This window comes from Granulicatella sp. HMSC30F09, from assembly GCF_001806915.1.
Lineage (GTDB): Bacteria > Bacillota > Bacilli > Lactobacillales > Aerococcaceae > Granulicatella > Granulicatella adiacens.
Window position 1 is genome coordinate 46,361 of sequence record NZ_KV786415.1, and the last position, 18,651, is coordinate 65,011.

Below are 18,651 nucleotides of genomic sequence, written 5' to 3' on the forward strand. Positions count from 1 at the left end.
TCACATTTAACCATAAATTATATCAATGCAATTTATTTTGATTAAAATTAAATAGAGACGGAGGTGACTCAATGGACTCAGTAGTAATAGGTGGCCTCGCGATCTTAGCTTTAATAATTGGAATTGTTGCTGGATATGTTGGTTTCAAATCAAATTATGAGAAAAAGTTAATAGCAGCTCGCGAATCGGCTGATATGATTATCAAAGATGCTGAAAAAGATGCGGATCGATTAAAGAAGGAAGTTCTTTTAGAAGCAAAAGAGGAAAATCATAAGTATCGTGCTGAAGTTGAAAATGAGTTAAAAGAAAGACGAAATGAAGTACTTCTTCAAGAAAAGAGAATGATTCAACGTGAAAAGAATTTGGATCGTAAGGATGAAATTTTAGAGAAACGTGAACAATCCATTGAATCAAAGGAAACTAAAATCCAAGAGAAACTTGAAAGAGTGACAGAAAAAGAGCAAGAAGCAGAAGCTCTAGTTGCAAAACAACAAGAAGAATTGGAACGTATTTCTACAATTAGTAAAGAAGAAGCACAAGAAATAATTATGAAAGACATGACCGAACAGTTAAGTAAGGAACGTGCCATCATGATTAAAGAGTCTGAGCAACTTGCAAAAGATGAAGCAGATAAAAATGCTAAGAATATCATTCTTCAAGCGATTCAAAGATCTGCAGCAGATTTAGTTTCAGAAAATACAGTAACAGTTATGACTTTACCAAGTGATGAAATGAAAGGGCGAATTATTGGACGAGAAGGTCGTAATATTCGTACTCTTGAATCATTAACGGGGATTGATGTTATTATTGATGAAACACCAGAAGCGGTAGTTTTAAGTGGTTTCGATCCAATTCGTCGAGAAATCGCTAAGATGACCTTAGAGAAATTAATTTCTGATGGTCGAATTCATCCCGCTCGTATTGAAGAAATGGTAGAAAAATCTCGTAAAGAGATGGATGAGCGTATTCGTTCGATTGGTGAACAAGCGACATTTGAAGTCGGAATTCACTCATTACATCCAGATTTGATTAAGATTTTAGGTCGTTTATACTTTAGAGCTAGTTACGGTCAAAACGTATTAAACCATAGTATCGAAGTTGCTAAGTTAGCTGGTGTGATGGCCGGTGAACTAGGGGAAGATGTAAATCTTGCTAAACGAGCAGGTTTACTTCATGATTTAGGAAAAGCACTGGATCATGAAATTGAAGGTTCGCACGTTGAGATTGGCGCTGAAATCGCTCAAAAATATAAAGAAAACAAAGTAGTTGTAAATGCCATTGCTTCACACCATGGAGATGTTGAAGCGACTTCAACGATTGCCGTTCTTGTGGCAGCAGCCGATGCTTTATCAGCAGCTCGCCCAGGAGCAAGACGTGAATCAGTTGAAAATTATATTCGTCGTCTAGAAAGACTTGAGGCGATTGCAACAGAACACGAAGGTGTAGAAAGAAGCTTTGCAATTCAAGCAGGTCGTGAAGTACGTGTAATGGTACAACCAGACAAAATTAGTGATGAAAAGGCAATAATTTTAGCTCATGACATCAAAAATCAAATTGAAGAAGAACTCCAATATCCAGGACATATTAAAGTTACAGTTATTCGTGAGACAAGAGCAGTTGAGTTTGCTAAATAATTGGTGTACTTTAATTTTAAAAGGACATTAGAAGAAGGCTCCCTATGATTATTTATAGGGAGCTTTTTATAAATAAAGACGTTATCCATTTCATGGATAACGTCTTTATTTTTTACGTCTTAATTCTAACGGTTTCGTCGTTCTTGAGTTGTTTGTTCATTATTTGAATCATTACGACGGTTATTTTCTGTCGTGGTTTCAGATTGACGAGTTGTTTGTTCTTGAGTCGTTGTAGGTTGTTCGATTTGGAATTCGTTAGTAATAGGGTCTGAACTATTACGTCCTACGGTTACTACAATGGAGACAGAAACACTTGGTCCTGTAATATTCTGGAATTTAACGGAATTTCCAGTTACAGTCTGTGATTGACCATTTGCAGTCACTTTGAATTGTGGAGTTCCTTGTCCTGTATTATTATAACGATCCCATGTCACCGTTAACTCTTTCTTTTCCTTATTGTATGTTGCTTTTAACCCTGTTGGGCCTTCTATTGTAACACCGTAATTTGAAGATTGTTGAGTTGGAGTACTTCCTTTAACAAATAGCTCTGTAGCAATCATATTTGCTGGTGTTCTAGGTCCAGGCAGACTTAGTGGGATTGATCCTACTTCAATTTGTTGTTGAACAACACTATCTGGTTGAACCCAATCTTCTCCACTAGAGTATTGAGCCATATATTTCATTAAGTGATAATAAATTAGCTTAGCATATCCTTGTTCAGTGGTATCTACACCACCACCTTTTTCGTATGGATTATCATAACCAGTCCATACTGAGATTGTATAATCAGGTGAATATCCGATAAACCATGAATCTGGGATAATGTCTTCATAATCAGAAGCTCCCATTGCACGTTTTTGTTCAATAGTGTAGTTTGATGACCCGGTTTTAGCAGCAGTTGAAAGTCCAGGAATTGCTACTTCAGTGGCAAAACCATATGTGAACGAATCTTTTAAGACATTCGTAATCATGTATGCAGTAGAATCTTTCATTGCTTGTTTTTGTTCTGGTTTAAACTCATAAACTTGACCATCACGAGTAGTGATTTTAGTCACCGTATATGGTTTTGAGTAAGTTCCGGCGTTAGAGAAAGTTGCGTAAGCAGCAGCCATTTTAATTGGAGAAATTTCTGCACCAATAGCGTTACTTTCTACTAAATAGTCTTGTCCATCATTTTTAATTTGAATATCTAAATTATTCAGGAATGATTTAATATTGGTTTCACCAACAGCCTTAAACGCTTCTAATGCCGTTGTATTTCTTGAATACACAAGAGCTCTACGTAATGTCATTGGTCCATTATGTCTAAAGTCCCAGTTATTTAGTTCAACACCATTTGAATATGTTGTCTTTTGATCCAATAGCGTTTGACCAGTTGAATAGTTTAAATATTCAATAGCAGGGCCGTAGTCGATAATTGGTTTGATAGTAGATCCTGTACTTCTTTGATTATCAGTTGCCCGGTTGTAAGCGAATAGAGTTGTTTGTTTACGACCACCGCTGACAGCTCGAACGGCACCTGTTTTAGAATCTAACATTACAGAAGCACTTTGAATTTTATCGTTAACATAATTGATATAGTCATTTGTGTTAACAATATCATTCAGTTTTTGTTGTGCTTTAGAATCAATGGTGGTTTCGATCACTAGACCGTCATTGTAAGGATCAAGACCTGTTTTATCTTGAACTTCTTTTAAGACCATCGTTACGAAAGAATCGTAGACTAAAGCTTTATCTGAACTATCAACATTATTGTCATGAGCAATTAGTCCATCATTAATTGGAGTCGCTAAAGCTTGCTCGTATTGCTCATTAGTAATTTTTCCATTTGTTTTCATTGTATATAAAACTGTATCTCGGCGTTCTTTTGCCTCTTCAGGATGAGCATATGGATCATAGGAATTAGGTGCTTGAGGCATTCCGGCAAGTAAAGCTACTTGAGGAAGAGATAACTCCGATAATTCTTTGTTAAAATAATAGTGTGAAGCTGTACCAAATCCGTAGACACTATTCGCCATATATACTTTATTTAAATAGAAAGTAAGGATTTGCTCTTTGGAAAACTCACGTTCGAGTTTAAGTGCTAGAATCGCTTCTTGAATTTTACGTTGATACGTTTGATCTTCTTTCTTTGTAGAAAAGACAGAAAGCTTAATCAATTGTTGAGTAATCGTACTACCACCTTGAGTTATTTGACCAGCTTTGGCATTTCTAAAGAAGGAACCTAGAATACGAATGGGGTCAATTCCCATATGAGAGTAAAATCGTTTATCTTCAATTGAAGTTACAGCATCTTTAAGTAATTGAGGAACTTGATCACTAGTAATGACATCTCTTTTTTCTCCCCCAAGAGAAGAGATTAGTTCGCCATCTTTATCATATATTTTTGTTTCAGTCGCCCCTTGAAGGTCACTTGCTTTAATTTCAGGAGCAGTGGAACCATAATATGCAAAAATTGCAATGATTGCTATCAGTGCAACTCCTATAAATGCTCCTAAACCAATAAGAACTTTTTTTAATATTTTTTTCTTATTAGAAGGAGATAAAGCTTTCTTTTTTGGTTGGCGGTGCTGCGATGAACGCGACTGGCCGGTATTGTTTTCAGTCATTTATTGACCTCCTTATAATAAATCATCCACTACATCCAAATAATTAAGAGTCATTTGTAGTGAAAGTTGAATTTGATATCCATTTTCTTGAATATAGGATAAAGGGATTGATTGTCTTTTAGAATGAATATCCTTTATATACTCATCAATTTTTGGGTATTCGAGCAAATAGTATTGTTTTAAAGTTGAAAAGTAAAAAATTACAAAGGAAATTCCACCTTGCTCGGTGCATTCTTTCATATGTGTTAACTGATGCTCATGGATATTCTTTAAAGGAAATGAAGTTTTATTTTTAGTTTCTTTCGCTTCAAAATCGATATATCTTCCTTTATATACTCCGTTATAGTCAGTAGTAGAAGCATGACGGTAATATGCTTCAGTTATTTTGGCAGCACTTCTGACAGGATAGTCTACTTTAACGACTTGAATTGGAGTAGGTTTCTTATGAATGACGGCTCTTTTTTGAATACGATAGAGTTCATTGGTTTGATTCAATATATTTTCTAAACCCATTCCACGACTACTATAGTTAGTTTGCTTTTCAGCTTTTTTAGCAGTTCGTATTAAGTGATTTTGCCCTTTTGGATATTGAATCATTTTATCCCTCCTTTGGCGACTATTATAACATTTTAATTGTAAAATGAAAAAAACAATTACTTTTGTTACCTTTTTTTAACATTGTAGAAAAATACCTATAAAATAAACATTCTATTCAGGTCAATTATGTTTTACAAAAGATGAAGAGTATTGTAAAATGAATGAGTATGTAAATCCATTCGTCTTTTTAGATGAATAATGAATTTATGGAGGAATAATATGACAGCAAAATTCGAAAAAGTTGAAACTAATAAAGTTGTTTTAACATTTGAAATCTCTCAAGAAGATATTAAAAAAGGTTTGGACCAAGCGTTTAACCGCGTTAAAAAGAACGTGAACGTTCCTGGTTTCCGTAAAGGTAAGGTAAGCCGTCAAGTATTTGAAAAAATGTACGGTGAAGAAGCTTTATACCAAGATGCATTAAACATTCTTTTACCTGATGCATATGATAACGCAGTTGAAGAAACTGGAATCTTCCCAGTAACTCAACCAAAAATCGATATCGAATCTATCGAAAAAGGTAAACCATGGGTGATCAAAGCAGAAGTAATTGTTAAACCTGAAGTTAAATTAGGTGAATACAAAGGCTTAACGGTTGAAAAACAAGATCGTACAGTGTCTGAACAAGATGTTGAAGATCGCCTATTACAAGAACAAGCTCGTGCAGCTGAATTAGTTGTTAAAGAAGAAGCAGCTGAATTAGGTGACACAGTAGTTATCGACTTCGAAGGTTTCTTAGGGGACGAAGCTTTTGAAGGCGGAAAAGGTGAAAACCACTCATTAGAATTAGGTTCAGGTTCATTCATCCCAGGTTTTGAGGACCAATTAGTTGGCACTAAAGAAGGCGATGAAGTTGAAGTGAAAGTGACATTCCCTGAAGAATACCATGCAGAAAACTTAAAAGGTCAAGAAGCAGTATTCAAAGTGAAAGTTCACGAAGTAAAAACTAAAGAATTACCTGAATTAACAGATGAATTCGCTAAAGATGTGGATGATTCTGTTGAAACATTAGCAGAATTAAAAGAAAAATTCCGTAAAGAATTAGAAGAAGCTAAAGCAGCAGCTGCTGACGAAGCAGTAGCAGATGAAGCTTTACGTAAAGCAGTAGAAAATGCTGAAATCGTTGAATTACCACACGAAATGGTTCATGACGAAGTTCACCGTCAAATGGAACATTACTTAAACGATATGCGCCGTAACGGAATCTCTCCAGAAATGTACTATCAAATCACTGGTACAACAGAAGCAGATTTACACAAAATGATGGAAAAAGACGCTGATGTTCGTACGAAGACTAACTTAGTATTAGAACAAATCGTTAAAGAAGAAGGCATTGAAGCAACTGATGAAGATGTAGCTAACGAAGTGAAAGAATTAGCTGCTCAATACGGTATGGAAGAAGATGCAGTTCGTGCAGCTGTTTCAGTAGATATGTTGAAAAACGATATCGCAATGAAAAAAGCATTAGCGGTAATTACAGAGTCTGCAAAAGAAGCTTAATAGAAGAAAGTTTACCGCGCTGGTTTCAATATGAAATCAGCGCTTTTTTTGAAACAACTTTTCTTGTTGAAAATTAAGACTTATGGTACTCTTAATAGAAGAAATCAGGAAATAGAATGGGGGTTTCAGATTGTATAAAGATGAAACAAAACAAGTAAGATGTTCTTTTTGTGGAAAATCGCAAGAACAAGTAAAAAAAATTATCGCTGGTCCTGATGTATTTATTTGTAATGAATGTGTTGATTTATGTAAAGAAATCATTGATGAAGAATTTTCATCTATAACAATGGATGAAATGATTGATGTCTTGAAACCGCAAGAAATTCGTAAAGTGTTAGATGAATATGTTGTTGGTCAAGAGCATGCAAAGAAATCATTAGCGGTAGCAGTGTATAATCACTATAAACGGATTAATCATTTGTTAAATGAAGACGAGGATGAAGTAGAGTTACAAAAAAGTAATATTTGTTTAATTGGACCAACCGGTTCTGGAAAAACATACTTAGCTCAGTCTCTTGCGCGGATTCTAAATGTACCATTTGCCATTGCAGATGCGACTACTTTAACAGAAGCGGGTTATGTAGGGGAAGATGTGGAAAACATTCTTCTAAAATTACTGCAAGCAACTGATTACGATATCGATCGTGCCGAAAAAGGAATCATTTATATTGATGAGATTGATAAAATTGCTAAAAAAAGTGAGAATGTTTCTATTACCCGTGATGTGAGCGGGGAAGGGGTTCAACAAGCTTTATTAAAAATTCTTGAAGGAACTATTGCCTCAGTCCCACCTCAAGGAGGAAGAAAACATCCTCATCAAGAGTTGATTCAAATTGATACATCTAACATTTTATTCATTGTGGGTGGAGCTTTTGATGGTATAGAAACCATTGTAAAAGAACGATTAGGTGCTAAAGTTATTGGATTTGGATCTTCTAATAAAAATTTATCAAGCCACGAAAGCCTAATGCAATTAATCATTCCAGAAGATTTGCAGAAATTTGGGTTGATTCCTGAATTTATCGGTCGTCTTCCGATTACCGCTGCATTAGAACCATTATCTAAAGAGGATTTGGTTAATATTTTAACGAAACCAAGAAATGCTTTAGTGAAACAGTATCAAAAACTCTTTGCAATGGATGATGTTGAATTGGAATTTGAACCTAAAGCACTTGATGCTATTGCCTCAAAAGCAATTGAAAGACGAACTGGAGCTCGTGGTTTAAGAAGTATTATCGAATCTGTTATGATGGATTTAATGTTCGATATTCCAAGTCGAAATGATATTACTAAAGTTGTAGTAACTGAATCAATTGTTACAGGGACAGGGCAACCTGATTTGTACGATGAAGATAATCGCCTGATATCCTAGGGAATTTCACAAATATATGGTAGGATAGAATGAGATGCGGTATTATAAGCGGTATTTCATTCTATTTTATTATTGACTATATGAATTGAGGGAGAGATATATGAGAGGGTTAAAATCCTTTATTAAAAAAAGATATTCTAAAGAAGAATTTGCTTGGATTATGCAAGACTGGGCTAATTCTGTTTATTCGTTAATGATTACAACAGCGATATTTCCTTTATTTTTCAAAACAGTAACTTCTAACGCCGGTGTTTCGGCAGCGGATTCTACTGCTTATTTGGGATATGCAAACTCGATTGCCACATTCATTGTTTCTATCATGGCACCTGTACTAGGTGCTTTGGCTGATTATAAAGGATATAGAAATCCAATGTTTACATGGAGTACATTGATAGGAGTATTTTCGGTAGTTGGTATGATGTTTGTAGAAAGCGATCAATGGATGATTTTACTTGTTCTATATACATTGTCTGCAATCGGATATTCTGCTTCAAATATTTTCTACGATAGTTCTATCATGGATGTAACTTCCTACGATAGAATGGACAGTATTTCTGCTGCAGGTTATGGCTACGGATATATAGGTAGTGTTTTTCCATTTATCTTATTTATGATGGTCATGCAGTTTAGTGGATTAAATTCCACTGCAGTCGTAATGGTAGGGTTCTTTATTACAGCGGCTTGGTGGTTTGTGTTTACAATCCCTTATTGGAGATATGTAAAACAAAAATCATTTATTGAGAAACCAAAAAATCCTGTAAAAGATAGTTTTATCCGTTTGTGGAAGACCATTAAACATATTGGAGAACACAAACAAGTATTTCTTTTCTTATTAGCTTATTTCTTCTACATTGATGGAGTAGGAACAATTATTAAAATGGCTACTGCAATTGGTGCAGATATGGGACTTGATGGGAATAGTTTAATTGTAATTCTGTTAATTGTTCAAATTGTGGCCTTTCCGTTTAGTTTGTTCTATGGATTTTTATCCAAAAAAATTGGCAACAAAATGACTTTATTCATTGGAATTGGTACATATGTAGCTATCTGTATTTTAGCTTTAGGTCTTAAAACGTATAATGATTTCCTATTTCTTGCTATCTTAATTGGTACTGCTCAAGGTGGGGTACAGTCTTTAAGTCGATCATTATTTGGCCAACTTATTCCAGCCAATCAGTCTAATGAATTTTTCGGATTTTATAACATTTTTGGTAAATTCTCGTCTATTCTTGGGACTACATTGTTAGGAATTACTGCTCAATTGACAGGGAAATCATTAGATGGAGTATTCTCATTAGTTATTTTATTCCTTATCGGTTCAGTATTGTTATTCTTTGTTAAAATACCAGAAAAGAAAGGGCTAGAAAATGAAGGTTAATAAAGCGGAGTTTACAATTAGCGCGGTTTCTCCAGCACAATATCCTGCAGGAGACCTTCCTGAAATTGCTTTGTCTGGTCGTTCGAATGTTGGAAAATCTTCCTTTATCAACAAGTTGATTCAAAGAAAGAGTCTTGCTAGAACTTCAAGTAAACCTGGTAAAACACAAACGTTAAATTTTTATCATATCAATGAGCTGTTTTACTTTGTGGATGTACCAGGATATGGTTATGCAAAGGTTTCAAAGAAAGAACGTGAAAAATGGGGAAAAATGATTGAGGAATATATTACTACTCGTCAATCATTAAGACTAGTTCTAATATTGGTAGACTTTAGACATGAGCCGAGTCAAGAAGATGTTCAAATGAGAGAGTTTCTTGAATACTACAATATTCCTTATCGTATTGTGATGACAAAATGTGATAAGATTCCTAGAGGGAAATGGAATAAACATGTAAGTGTAATCCGTAAAGCATTTGGAAAACCTCCAGAAGATTTATTCCTAACTTTTTCTTCAGAAACTGGAGAAGGTGTAGAGAAAGCTTGGAAATTCATTGAACAATTTATTTCAAAAGAGAGCATTGCTTAATGGCTTTGCTCTCTTCTTTTTATCAATATACTTTATAAGGTATATTGAAAGTTAAACGGATATAGTATAAAGATGATAATAACAATGTTTTGAGCGAAAAATAGAATTGATTACATTGCATTCATTTTAGAATTATGTTATATTATATGCTGTATCATTAGGCGTATTGTATGGAGGGTGTTTTTTTATGAGTCAAAGAATTTCAAAAGAAACGGTTCAAAGCATACAATCGCAAGTGAACATTCTTGATATTGTGGGTCAGTTCGTCCAATTACGAAAGCAAGGAAAAAGTCTATTTGGTCGTTGTCCATTTCACGATGAAAGGACACCATCTTTCACAGTGACGGAAGAAAAACAATTATTCCATTGTTTTAGCTGCGGGAGAGGTGGCAATGTTTTTAATTTCATGCAAGAGCTTGAAAACTTGTCTTTTCCAGAATCCGTAGTTCGAGTTGCTGAACTCTCTAACATCGATATAGACGTAGAGCTACCAACAACGCAAACGATTATTCCGAGAAAAGAGAAGAAATTATATGAGGCTCATGAAAAAGCGGCTGAGTTTTATTCTCACGTTCTTTTAAACACTAAAGGCGGGAAAGAAGCGCTTGATTATTTAGAAAATCGTGGATATACCGTCGAAACCTTAAAAGAATTCGGATTTGGTTTTTCTTTAAAAGACAGAACACAATTAGAACAAGTCCTTCAAGAATTACAATTAACGGATGAGGAAAAAGAAGCTTCAGGTCTATTTTCTGAAAAACAAAATGGTTTCTTTGATCGTTTTAATCAACGAATAATGATTCCGCTTAGAAATGAACATGGCCAAATTATTGCTTTTTCCGGAAGAGTCTTACCAGGTTATTCTGATGATTTCGCATCTCAAGCAAAATATTTAAATAGTCCAGAGACAATCCTTTTTTCAAAAAGAAATTTTCTTTTCAACTTCGACTTGGCAAAGAAAAATATTAGAAAACAGAATAAAGTGATTTTGTTTGAAGGGTATATGGATGTTATTTCTGCTTGGCAAGCAGATGTTCAAATTGGGGTTGCTTCGATGGGGACCTCATTGACTCCTGATCAAATACAAACTTTACAGAAGGTCACAGATACCATTCTGATTGCTTATGATGGGGATAAGGCGGGGTTAGAAGCCACGAATCGTGCGATAGAAATGATTCAAGACACTAACGCTTTCAAAATAGGGATAATCCCTTTTGATAACGGCTTGGATCCTGATGAATTCATAAAAGAACGAGGGACTCAAGCATTTAAAGATTTAGTAGAATATTCTCAAGAGACGGTATACCAATTTAAGAAGAGATTTCTTTCTAAAAAATATTCTTTACAAATAGAAAGCCAAAAAATTCAGTATATCGAAGAAATGATTGTAGAGCTTTCAAAAATTAATAATGAAGTTGAGCTGAACTTGGCGATGAAATATCTCGCTGATGAATTCGATTTAGATTTCTCAACCGTTTTAAACCAGGTAAAACAATTACGGTTACGATTAGGAAAACAAAAAAGGCAGTCTAACGCTGAGTCAGTTTCTTATAATCGCCAGGTTGAGATTAAACCTGCAACGAAGAATGAGCATATCCAAAAACAATTGATGTATCGATTGCTTCATAATGAACAGGCTTGGATTTATTTAAATAGAATTGATTCTGAATTCGTTTTTCCTGATTCGCATTATGAACAGTTATATTTATTGTTACAATCTTTTAAGAATGAAGAGAATGAAGTTGATGTTCAACAATTTTTCCTCTTTTTAGATGATAAAGATGTTTTGAACCGAAATCTTGTTTCAGAAATTGAACTGTCTAACTTTCCACCGGAATGTACAGAACAAGAAATTCAAGATTTAGTTTATGTTTTATCGAAAAAAAATTCGCTAAAAGAGCAGCTTGCTAATAAAAAAGAAGAGTTGAATCGTGCTGCTCTTATGAAAGATGATATTTTACGTCAGAAATTGATGCGTGAAATAATGGAGATTCAACGACAATTAAGAAATAAAATGAATGGAGGAATGGTGAATGACAGTTCAAAAAAATGAAAAAGGTCAAACACTGAATGAAGCAACTTCAATGCTTCTTGCAGAACGAAAATTATTCGGTCAAATTTTATACGATGATTTATCTGCACAAATCGCAATCCCATTTGAATTGGATGCGGAAGGAATGGATAAGTTAATTCAAAAATTTGAGGATGCAGGGGTTAGTGTTGTTGATGCAAATGGTGAACCAACAAGTCATCAGTTGTCCGTTGAGAGTCAACGAGAAGCTGAAGTTGGAACTGTTGAAGATGATACTGCTTTATCATCCAATACAAAAATTAATGACTCCGTTCGTATGTATTTAAAAGAAATCGGACGAGTTCCACTTCTTAGTGCGGACGAAGAGGTTGCATTAGCTCTTCGAATTCAAGAAGGAGATACAGAAGCCAAACAAGAACTAGCGGAAGCCAACCTTCGTTTAGTAGTATCCATTGCAAAACGTTATGTAGGGCGTGGAATGCAGTTCTTGGATTTAATCCAAGAAGGAAATATGGGCTTAATGAAAGCTGTTGAGAAATTCGACCATACGAAAGGATTCAAGTTCTCAACTTACGCAACTTGGTGGATTCGTCAAGCGATCACACGTGCGATTGCAGACCAAGCACGTACAATTCGTATTCCAGTACATATGGTTGAAACAATCAATAAATTAGTACGTGTTCAAAGACAACTATTACAAGATTTAGGACGCGAACCTACACCGGAGGAAATCGGTGCAGAAATGGATTTACCAACTGAAAAAGTTCGTGAAATTCTAAAAATTGCTCAAGAACCAGTCTCTCTTGAAACGCCTATCGGGGAAGAGGACGATTCACATTTAGGGGATTTCATCGAAGACGATAACGCAACAAGCCCAGCTGATCATACAGCATACGCATTGTTGAAAGAGCAACTCGATGAAGTTCTTGAACAATTAACGGACCGTGAAGAAAACGTACTTCGCCTACGTTTTGGTCTTGATAAAAACGGTGAAATTCGTACATTAGAACAAGTAGGGCAAGTATTCGGGGTAACACGTGAACGTATTCGTCAAATTGAAGCGAAAGCATTACGTAAATTACGCCACCCAAGTCGTTCAAAACAATTAAAAGATTTCTTAGATTAAGAATTGAGTATGAGAAGCAGTCTTTAAGGATTGCTTCTTTTTTGTTTGCAATTTTTATGAAATCTCTATTATTTTCATGAAAAAGGGTTTAAAACTAGTGAATAATTTGGTAAACTAACAAATGTGGTAATTGAGAATGATTATCAATTAGAAAAGAGAGAACATGAAAAGAGTTAGTTATTTAATTTTATTATTACTTATATTAAGCATTATCTCACTCTCTGTTGGAGCATCCAGCTTCTCTTGGATGGAATTTTTTAATGGAGGAGAGAGCGCAACACAACTATTTTGGCAATCAAGATTTCCTAGACTGTTGAGTATTTTATTGTCAGCTTCTGCAATGAGTGTATCGGGTTTATTGATGCAGACGATTACGCAAAATGAGTTTGCTTCGCCAAGTACGATTGGTACAGTTGACGCCGCAAAACTGGGATTGATGATGAGTTTATTATTATTCCCATCGCCTGGTCTGTTAGAAAAAATGGCAACGTCATTTGTGTTTGCGATTGGCTTCTCGGCCCTTTTTGTCGCCTTACAGCATCATCTGTCTATAAAACAAAAATGGATGATTCCTTTAATTGGTCTAATCTTTGGCGGAGTCATTGGAGCATGTACACAGTTTATTGCGTATCAATTTCAATTAGTCCAAAGTCTATCGTCATGGATGCAAGGGTCGTTTTCGATGATTCAAACAAATCAGTATGAATGGCTTTTCTTATGTTTATTTGTTCTGGTCCTTAGTATTGTATTTGCCCATTATTATACAGTAGTCAGCATGGGGGAAGATATTAGTCGAAATCTTGGCGTTCCGGTGAAACGGATGGAGTCATTAACATTAGTGCTTATTGCGCTAACAACGAGTGTAACGATGATTACAGTGGGAAGCTTACCGTTTATTGGGGTGATTGTTCCAAATATCGTCCGTATGCGATTTGGGTCTCAAATGAAAGTATTAGTGCCACTGACAATGCTTATTGGTGCCTGTCTTGTTTTAGCTTGTGACATTATCGCACGAATGGTCATTGCTCCTTATGAGATTTCCGTAAGTATCATCTTAAGTATTCTCGGGGCCACACTCTTTATTTTCCAAGTGATTCGCCTGGAAAAGAAAGGAGGAGACCTATGAAAAAGAAAACAAGAATCTTTTTAGGCATCCTTTCTATTATTGTTGTGTTACTAGTAGCAGCGTATCTACTGATACCATCGAAAAATAGTACAACAGTTTCAAATTTTATTTTACAACGACGATTATTGAAATTGCTGGTTATGGTGATTGTATCTTGTGCAATCCCAATCTCGACGATTAGCTTTCAAACCGTTGTGCAAAATCGTTTTTTAACGCCGGGTGTTTTAGGAATTGAGAGCCTATTTGTCTTTATTCAAAGTGGACTGTATTACTTTGAAAGTTTAGTAGGGGTAAAAGTAGAACAGTCAGTAATTATTTATTCTGTCACGATTGCTATTCAAATCGGTTTACTACTGTTATTAATGAATGCGTCTAAAGGGATGATGCTATCGAATTTCAAAGTGCTACTGTTACTAACAATGGCATTTTCGATGTTACTTAGAAATGCAAGCACATTTTTACAAGTGTTAATGGATCCAAATGAGTTTGATAAATTGCAAAGTTCGCTCTATCCATCTTTCCAAAAGATGAATGCACAACCAATGATGATTGGTGTAGCAATTGGTCTTTTCGTTCTTTTAATGATGGTGTTCTATAGAATACGACATCAGCTAGATGCGCTTCATTTAGGTGTTGACGGTGCAAAGATGTTGGGGATCAATACAAAACGACTTAGTAATGTAGTGATTGTCATTGTCATTATTATGACAAGTTTATCAACGATTCTAGTAGGGCCGCTTCAGTTTTTAGGTTTTATGATTGCTAACTTAACCTACCAGTTGACGAAAGAATTTAAGCATAGCATTTTATGGCTTTTTTCAGCCTTTTTAGGGCTTGTGATAGTGCTCGCGGCACAGTTAATCGTTGAACGCATATTCCTTCTTACAATCCCGATTAGCGTGTTTATCGAAGGGATTGGAGGAGTATTGTATTTAATCTTATTAGTGAAAGGAGAGAATCCTGGTGCAGCTTAAAGGTGTTACAAAAAAATATCGTCATCCTGTTGTTGATCATGTGGATTTAGAAGTCTCAAAACATCGACTGACTTCTTTTATTGGACCAAACGGCGCCGGGAAATCAACACTTCTTGGGATGATGAGTCGACTTCTGACGAAAGATGAAGGGTTTATATATATTAACGGACAAGAAGTTGAGGCGTGGAATTCAACAGAATTAGCAAAAGAACTTGCCGTTTTAAAACAAAATCAGCAGGTACATGTCAGTATGACAGTAGAAGAATTTGTTCGTTTCGGTCGTTTTCCTTATACGAAAGGAAAAATTACCAAAGAGGACGAGCGTATTGTAGAAGAGGCGCTAGTGAATACAAATCTTAACTCTTTTAGAACACAGGACATTGGAACTTTATCTGGAGGGCAGTACCAACGAGCGTTAATTGCGATGGTTTTAGCTCAGGATACAGAATGGATTTTATTGGACGAACCATTAAATCATCTCGATTTAAAGCAAGCGTATGAAGTAATGAATTTATTGCGATTCTTAGTCGACGAAAAAGAAAAATCGATTGTGATTGTGATGCATGATTTAAATATAGCAAGTAATTTTTCAGATGATATTGGTTGTTTTAAAAATGGAAACTGTATCATCCATGATAAAGTCGATAAAGTTATGAAAGATGATGTGTTATCAGCTTTATATGAAATTCCGCTAGAAGTGGTTGAAATGAATGGCAAAAAAATATGTATTATTAAGAATGGAGAATTAGAATGAAAAAAATTTTAGCTTTAATTAGTTTAGTGGCTGTATTTATCCTTGCAGCTTGCGGACAAACAACAAAAACAGATGGAGCTACGACTCAAACTCAAGCTGCTGCAGAAGAAAAGAGTGAAGTGACTCTTACTAACGGGAAAGAAGACGTAACGGTTAAAACAAAACCAAAGAAAATTGTTGTATTTGATTTAGGGGTTGCCGATACAATTCGCGAACTTGGTTTTGTCGATAATATTGTAGGGATGCCTTTAAAAACTTTGCCTGCGTACTTAAAAGATTTACCATCAAGTATTCAACCAACAGGATCAATGGTGGAGCCAGATATTGAGGCCATTGCTGCATTAGAACCCGATTTAATCATCGCTTCAGGTCGTACGATTAAATATTTAGACCAATTAAAAGAAATCGCACCAACCGTTATTTTCTCAGTGGACCAAAAGGACTACTGGAATTCAGTGTCTAAAAACATCCGCTTGGTAGCATCACTATTTGGTAAAGAGGCTGAGACGAAAGCAGAGGAAGAAATTAAATCACTAGAAGCTTCGATTAAGAAAGTGGCTGATGTGAATGAAAAATCAACTAATAAAACATTAACTTTAATGCTTAATGAAGGAAAAATGTCCGCATTTGGCGCAGATTCACGTTTTGCATTTCTTTATCAATCACTCAAATTCAAAGCGACTGATGCAAAAATTGAAGATAGCAGACATGGCCAAGAAATGAGCTTTGAAGGAGTTAAAGAAATTAATCCTGATACTATTATTTTATTAAATAGAACTCTAGCAATTGGTGGAGATAATTCAAATGCTGATACAATTTTAAACAATGCATTATTCAAAGAAACAAACGCTGTGAAGAATAACCGTGTCATCCAATTAACTTCTGACTTATGGTATCTCAGCGGTGGTGGATTACAATCTACTAAATTAATGATTGAAGATGTTAAAAAAGTACTCCAATAATGAAAGTAAACTATAACAGCTAGTTTAAGTTCAATAGAAAAGAGGTGTACCGCAACTGCGGTACACCTCTTAATTTATTTATTCTAAAGTATCTGCCTCAGTAACTCCTAGAATTACTGGAAGAATCATTGGATGACGTTCCGTTTTCTTAAATAAGAAAGGACCTAAAACGTCTGTGATTTTATTTCTGAGAGATCGTTCATTTAGTACTTCTTCGGTGTCAGAAAGCAATTCTTCAATTTCATCACGAAGGATAGCTTGTGCTTCATTTAGAAGTTGTCCAGACTCTTTCATGTAGATAAACCCACGAGAGAGCATATCTGGACCAGCCACTAGTTCACGGTTTTCGTAGTCAACAGTAGCTACGCAGATAACTAAACCATCTTGAGAGAGAGTCTTACGATCTCGAAGAACAATGTTTCCGATATCACCAATTCCGTTACCATCAACATAGACATCTCCGGCAAAGAAGTGGCCAGCCCTACGTGCTGAGTCTGCTGTGACTGCAAGAACATCACCATTGCTTAAGATAAATGAGTTTTCTTTTGGAATTCCCACTTGAGTTGCAAGGTTCGCTTGAATCTTCTGCATACGATATTCACCATGAACTGGAACGAAGTATTTAGGCTTCATTAAGCGAAGCATTAATTTTTGTTCTTCTTGAGAACCGTGACCAGATGTGTGAATATTGTTAACTTTACCGTGGATGACTTCAGCACCAGCTTCTGAAAGAAGGTTGATGACGCGGTTAACGCTTGAAGTGTTTCCAGGGATTGGTGAACTAGAGAAGATGACTGTATCTCCAGGTTGAATAGAGATTTGACGGTGAGTCCCGTTAGCGATACGGCTAAGAGCAGCCATTGGTTCCCCTTGAGAACCTGTACATAGAATAATGACTTTCTCAGAAGGGTATTGATTGATTTCTCGTCCATCAATAAAAGTATCATCTGGCGCTTGAATATAGCCTAATTCTCTAGCTGTTCGGAAACTAGCTTCCATACTACGTCCGAATACAGCTAATTTACGTCCAGTTGCTACAGCCACATCCGTTACTTGTTTTAGACGAGAAACGTTTGATGCGAATGTCGCAAAAATGATACGTCCATCCACGCGTTGTATAATTTCTTTAATCGATTTTCCAACAACTTGTTCTGATTGAGTAAATCCAGGGACTTCAGAGTTCGTACTGTCTCCTAAAAGAACAAGAACGCCTTCTGAACCAATTTGTGCCATACGGTGAAGGTTTGCGGGTTCTCCAACTGGAGTAAAGTCAAACTTATAGTCACCTGTAAATACGATATTTCCTGGAGGAGTCTTAATCACAATCCCAAATGCATCTGGAATAGAGTGGGTCGTGCGATAGAAACTCACTTGTGTTTTTCGGAATTTAATCACGCTGTCTTCATCAATTTCGTGAAGAATCGCATCTCTTAAAAGTCCGTGTTCTTCTAATTTATTTCGAATTAAAGACATCGCAAGTTTCGTTGCATAAATAGGGATGTTCGCTTGCTTAATTAAGAAAGGAATCCCACCAATATGGTCTTCGTGTCCATGTGAAATAAATAGCCCTTTTACTTTATTAATATTTTGAACGATATAACTATAATCGGGTATCACGTAGTCGATTCCGAGTAAATCATCTTCAGGGAATTTAATACCGGCATCCAAAATGATGAGTTCATCTTGGAATTGAACGCCATAAGTGTTTTTACCGATTTCGCCTAAACCGCCAAAAGCAAATACGCCCGTTTCGTTGTTTTTAATATTTGGTTTCATTTTATTTGAACACCGTTAATTTAAATTCTGGGTTTTGTTTTTCGTAAGCTAGGTGTTTCTCATCTAGCTCTTGGATGAACTCTACGTTGTATTCAGTATTTTCATCAACAAGGCGACGGGCTTCTACCTTGTCACTTGCTTCGATATACAAAGCTTCTGTGTTTTCACGACGTGGAGCCTCTGTTTTTGTTGGTTGGTAAGTAATTTTAAAAATCATGTATG

At 35.7% G+C, this 18,651-nt stretch carries 15 protein-coding genes; 11 read left to right on the forward strand and 4 right to left on the reverse strand.

Translation table 11 applies throughout. From position 1 onward, the window contains the following. Window positions 1-71: 71 nt before the first annotated feature. On the forward strand, window positions 72-1,634 hold the full coding sequence (gene rny / locus HMPREF3103_RS02745) for a ribonuclease Y (RefSeq protein ID WP_005605598.1): 1,563 nt from the start codon (window positions 72-74) through the stop codon (window positions 1,632-1,634). 125 nt (window positions 1,635-1,759) lie between these two features. Here the strand turns inward: rny and HMPREF3103_RS02750 are convergent, their stop codons facing one another. Then, window positions 1,760-4,243: a transglycosylase domain-containing protein gene (locus tag HMPREF3103_RS02750; protein ID WP_070437131.1), complete on the reverse strand. Its 2,484-nt coding sequence runs from the start codon at window positions 4,241-4,243 to the stop codon at window positions 1,760-1,762. A gap of 12 nt (window positions 4,244-4,255) precedes the next feature. Continuing rightward, the gene (gene recU / locus HMPREF3103_RS02755) at window positions 4,256-4,840 is read right to left on the reverse strand and encodes a Holliday junction resolvase RecU (RefSeq protein ID WP_070437132.1); all 585 of its coding nucleotides are present in this window, start codon (window positions 4,838-4,840) and stop codon (window positions 4,256-4,258) included. 219 nt (window positions 4,841-5,059) lie between these two features. Here recU and tig point away from each other — a divergent pair, with 219 nt between their 5' ends. From tig to HMPREF3103_RS02805, 10 genes are all read left to right on the forward strand, one after another. Beyond that, complete coding sequence (tig, locus tag HMPREF3103_RS02760) at window positions 5,060-6,340, forward strand: trigger factor (RefSeq protein WP_070437133.1); 1,281 nt, start codon at window positions 5,060-5,062, stop codon at window positions 6,338-6,340. 130 nt (window positions 6,341-6,470) lie between these two features. After that, window positions 6,471-7,712 (forward strand): ATP-dependent Clp protease ATP-binding subunit ClpX, encoded by a 1,242-nt coding sequence (gene clpX / locus HMPREF3103_RS02765; protein WP_070437134.1) that lies wholly within the window; start codon window positions 6,471-6,473, stop codon window positions 7,710-7,712. 100 nt (window positions 7,713-7,812) lie between these two features. Further along, window positions 7,813-9,090, forward strand: a complete 1,278-nt coding sequence (locus HMPREF3103_RS02770) for an MFS transporter (protein WP_005605590.1) — start codon at window positions 7,813-7,815, stop codon at window positions 9,088-9,090. Beyond that, window positions 9,080-9,679, forward strand: coding sequence for a ribosome biogenesis GTP-binding protein YihA/YsxC (yihA, locus tag HMPREF3103_RS02775; RefSeq protein WP_005605589.1), 600 nt, complete (start codon window positions 9,080-9,082; stop codon window positions 9,677-9,679). The genes HMPREF3103_RS02770 and yihA overlap by 11 nt, the downstream gene beginning before the upstream one ends. A gap of 187 nt (window positions 9,680-9,866) precedes the next feature. Beyond that, window positions 9,867-11,732, forward strand: a complete 1,866-nt coding sequence (gene dnaG / locus HMPREF3103_RS02780) for a DNA primase (protein ID WP_070437135.1) — start codon at window positions 9,867-9,869, stop codon at window positions 11,730-11,732. 31 nt (window positions 11,733-11,763) lie between these two features. Then, window positions 11,764-12,837, forward strand: a complete 1,074-nt coding sequence (rpoD, locus tag HMPREF3103_RS02785) for an RNA polymerase sigma factor RpoD (protein WP_049555508.1) — start codon at window positions 11,764-11,766, stop codon at window positions 12,835-12,837. A gap of 163 nt (window positions 12,838-13,000) precedes the next feature. After that, window positions 13,001-13,963 carry an ABC transporter permease gene (locus HMPREF3103_RS02790; RefSeq protein WP_070437136.1) on the forward strand — a complete coding sequence of 321 codons (963 nt, stop codon included), beginning with the start codon at window positions 13,001-13,003 and terminating at the stop codon, window positions 13,961-13,963. After that, a complete protein-coding gene (locus HMPREF3103_RS02795) occupies window positions 13,960-14,937 on the forward strand; it encodes an iron chelate uptake ABC transporter family permease subunit (protein WP_070437137.1) in 978 nt (325 codons plus the stop codon). Before HMPREF3103_RS02790 ends, HMPREF3103_RS02795 begins: the two co-directional genes overlap by 4 nt. Continuing rightward, a complete protein-coding gene (locus tag HMPREF3103_RS02800) occupies window positions 14,924-15,691 on the forward strand; it encodes an ATP-binding cassette domain-containing protein (protein ID WP_070437138.1) in 768 nt (255 codons plus the stop codon). The genes HMPREF3103_RS02795 and HMPREF3103_RS02800 overlap by 14 nt, the downstream gene beginning before the upstream one ends. Further along, the gene (locus HMPREF3103_RS02805; RefSeq protein ID WP_070437139.1) at window positions 15,688-16,653 is read left to right on the forward strand and encodes a siderophore ABC transporter substrate-binding protein; all 966 of its coding nucleotides are present in this window, start codon (window positions 15,688-15,690) and stop codon (window positions 16,651-16,653) included. The genes HMPREF3103_RS02800 and HMPREF3103_RS02805 overlap by 4 nt, the downstream gene beginning before the upstream one ends. A gap of 78 nt (window positions 16,654-16,731) precedes the next feature. On the opposite strand, the gene rnjA is transcribed toward HMPREF3103_RS02805, so the two are convergent. Beyond that, a complete protein-coding gene (gene rnjA / locus HMPREF3103_RS02810; RefSeq protein ID WP_070437140.1) occupies window positions 16,732-18,429 on the reverse strand; it encodes a ribonuclease J1 in 1,698 nt (565 codons plus the stop codon). 1 nt (window position 18,430) lies between these two features. Beyond that, on the reverse strand, window positions 18,431-18,646 hold the full coding sequence (locus HMPREF3103_RS02815; RefSeq protein ID WP_005605573.1) for a DNA-directed RNA polymerase subunit epsilon: 216 nt from the start codon (window positions 18,644-18,646) through the stop codon (window positions 18,431-18,433). Between the last annotated feature and the right edge of the window lie 5 nt (window positions 18,647-18,651).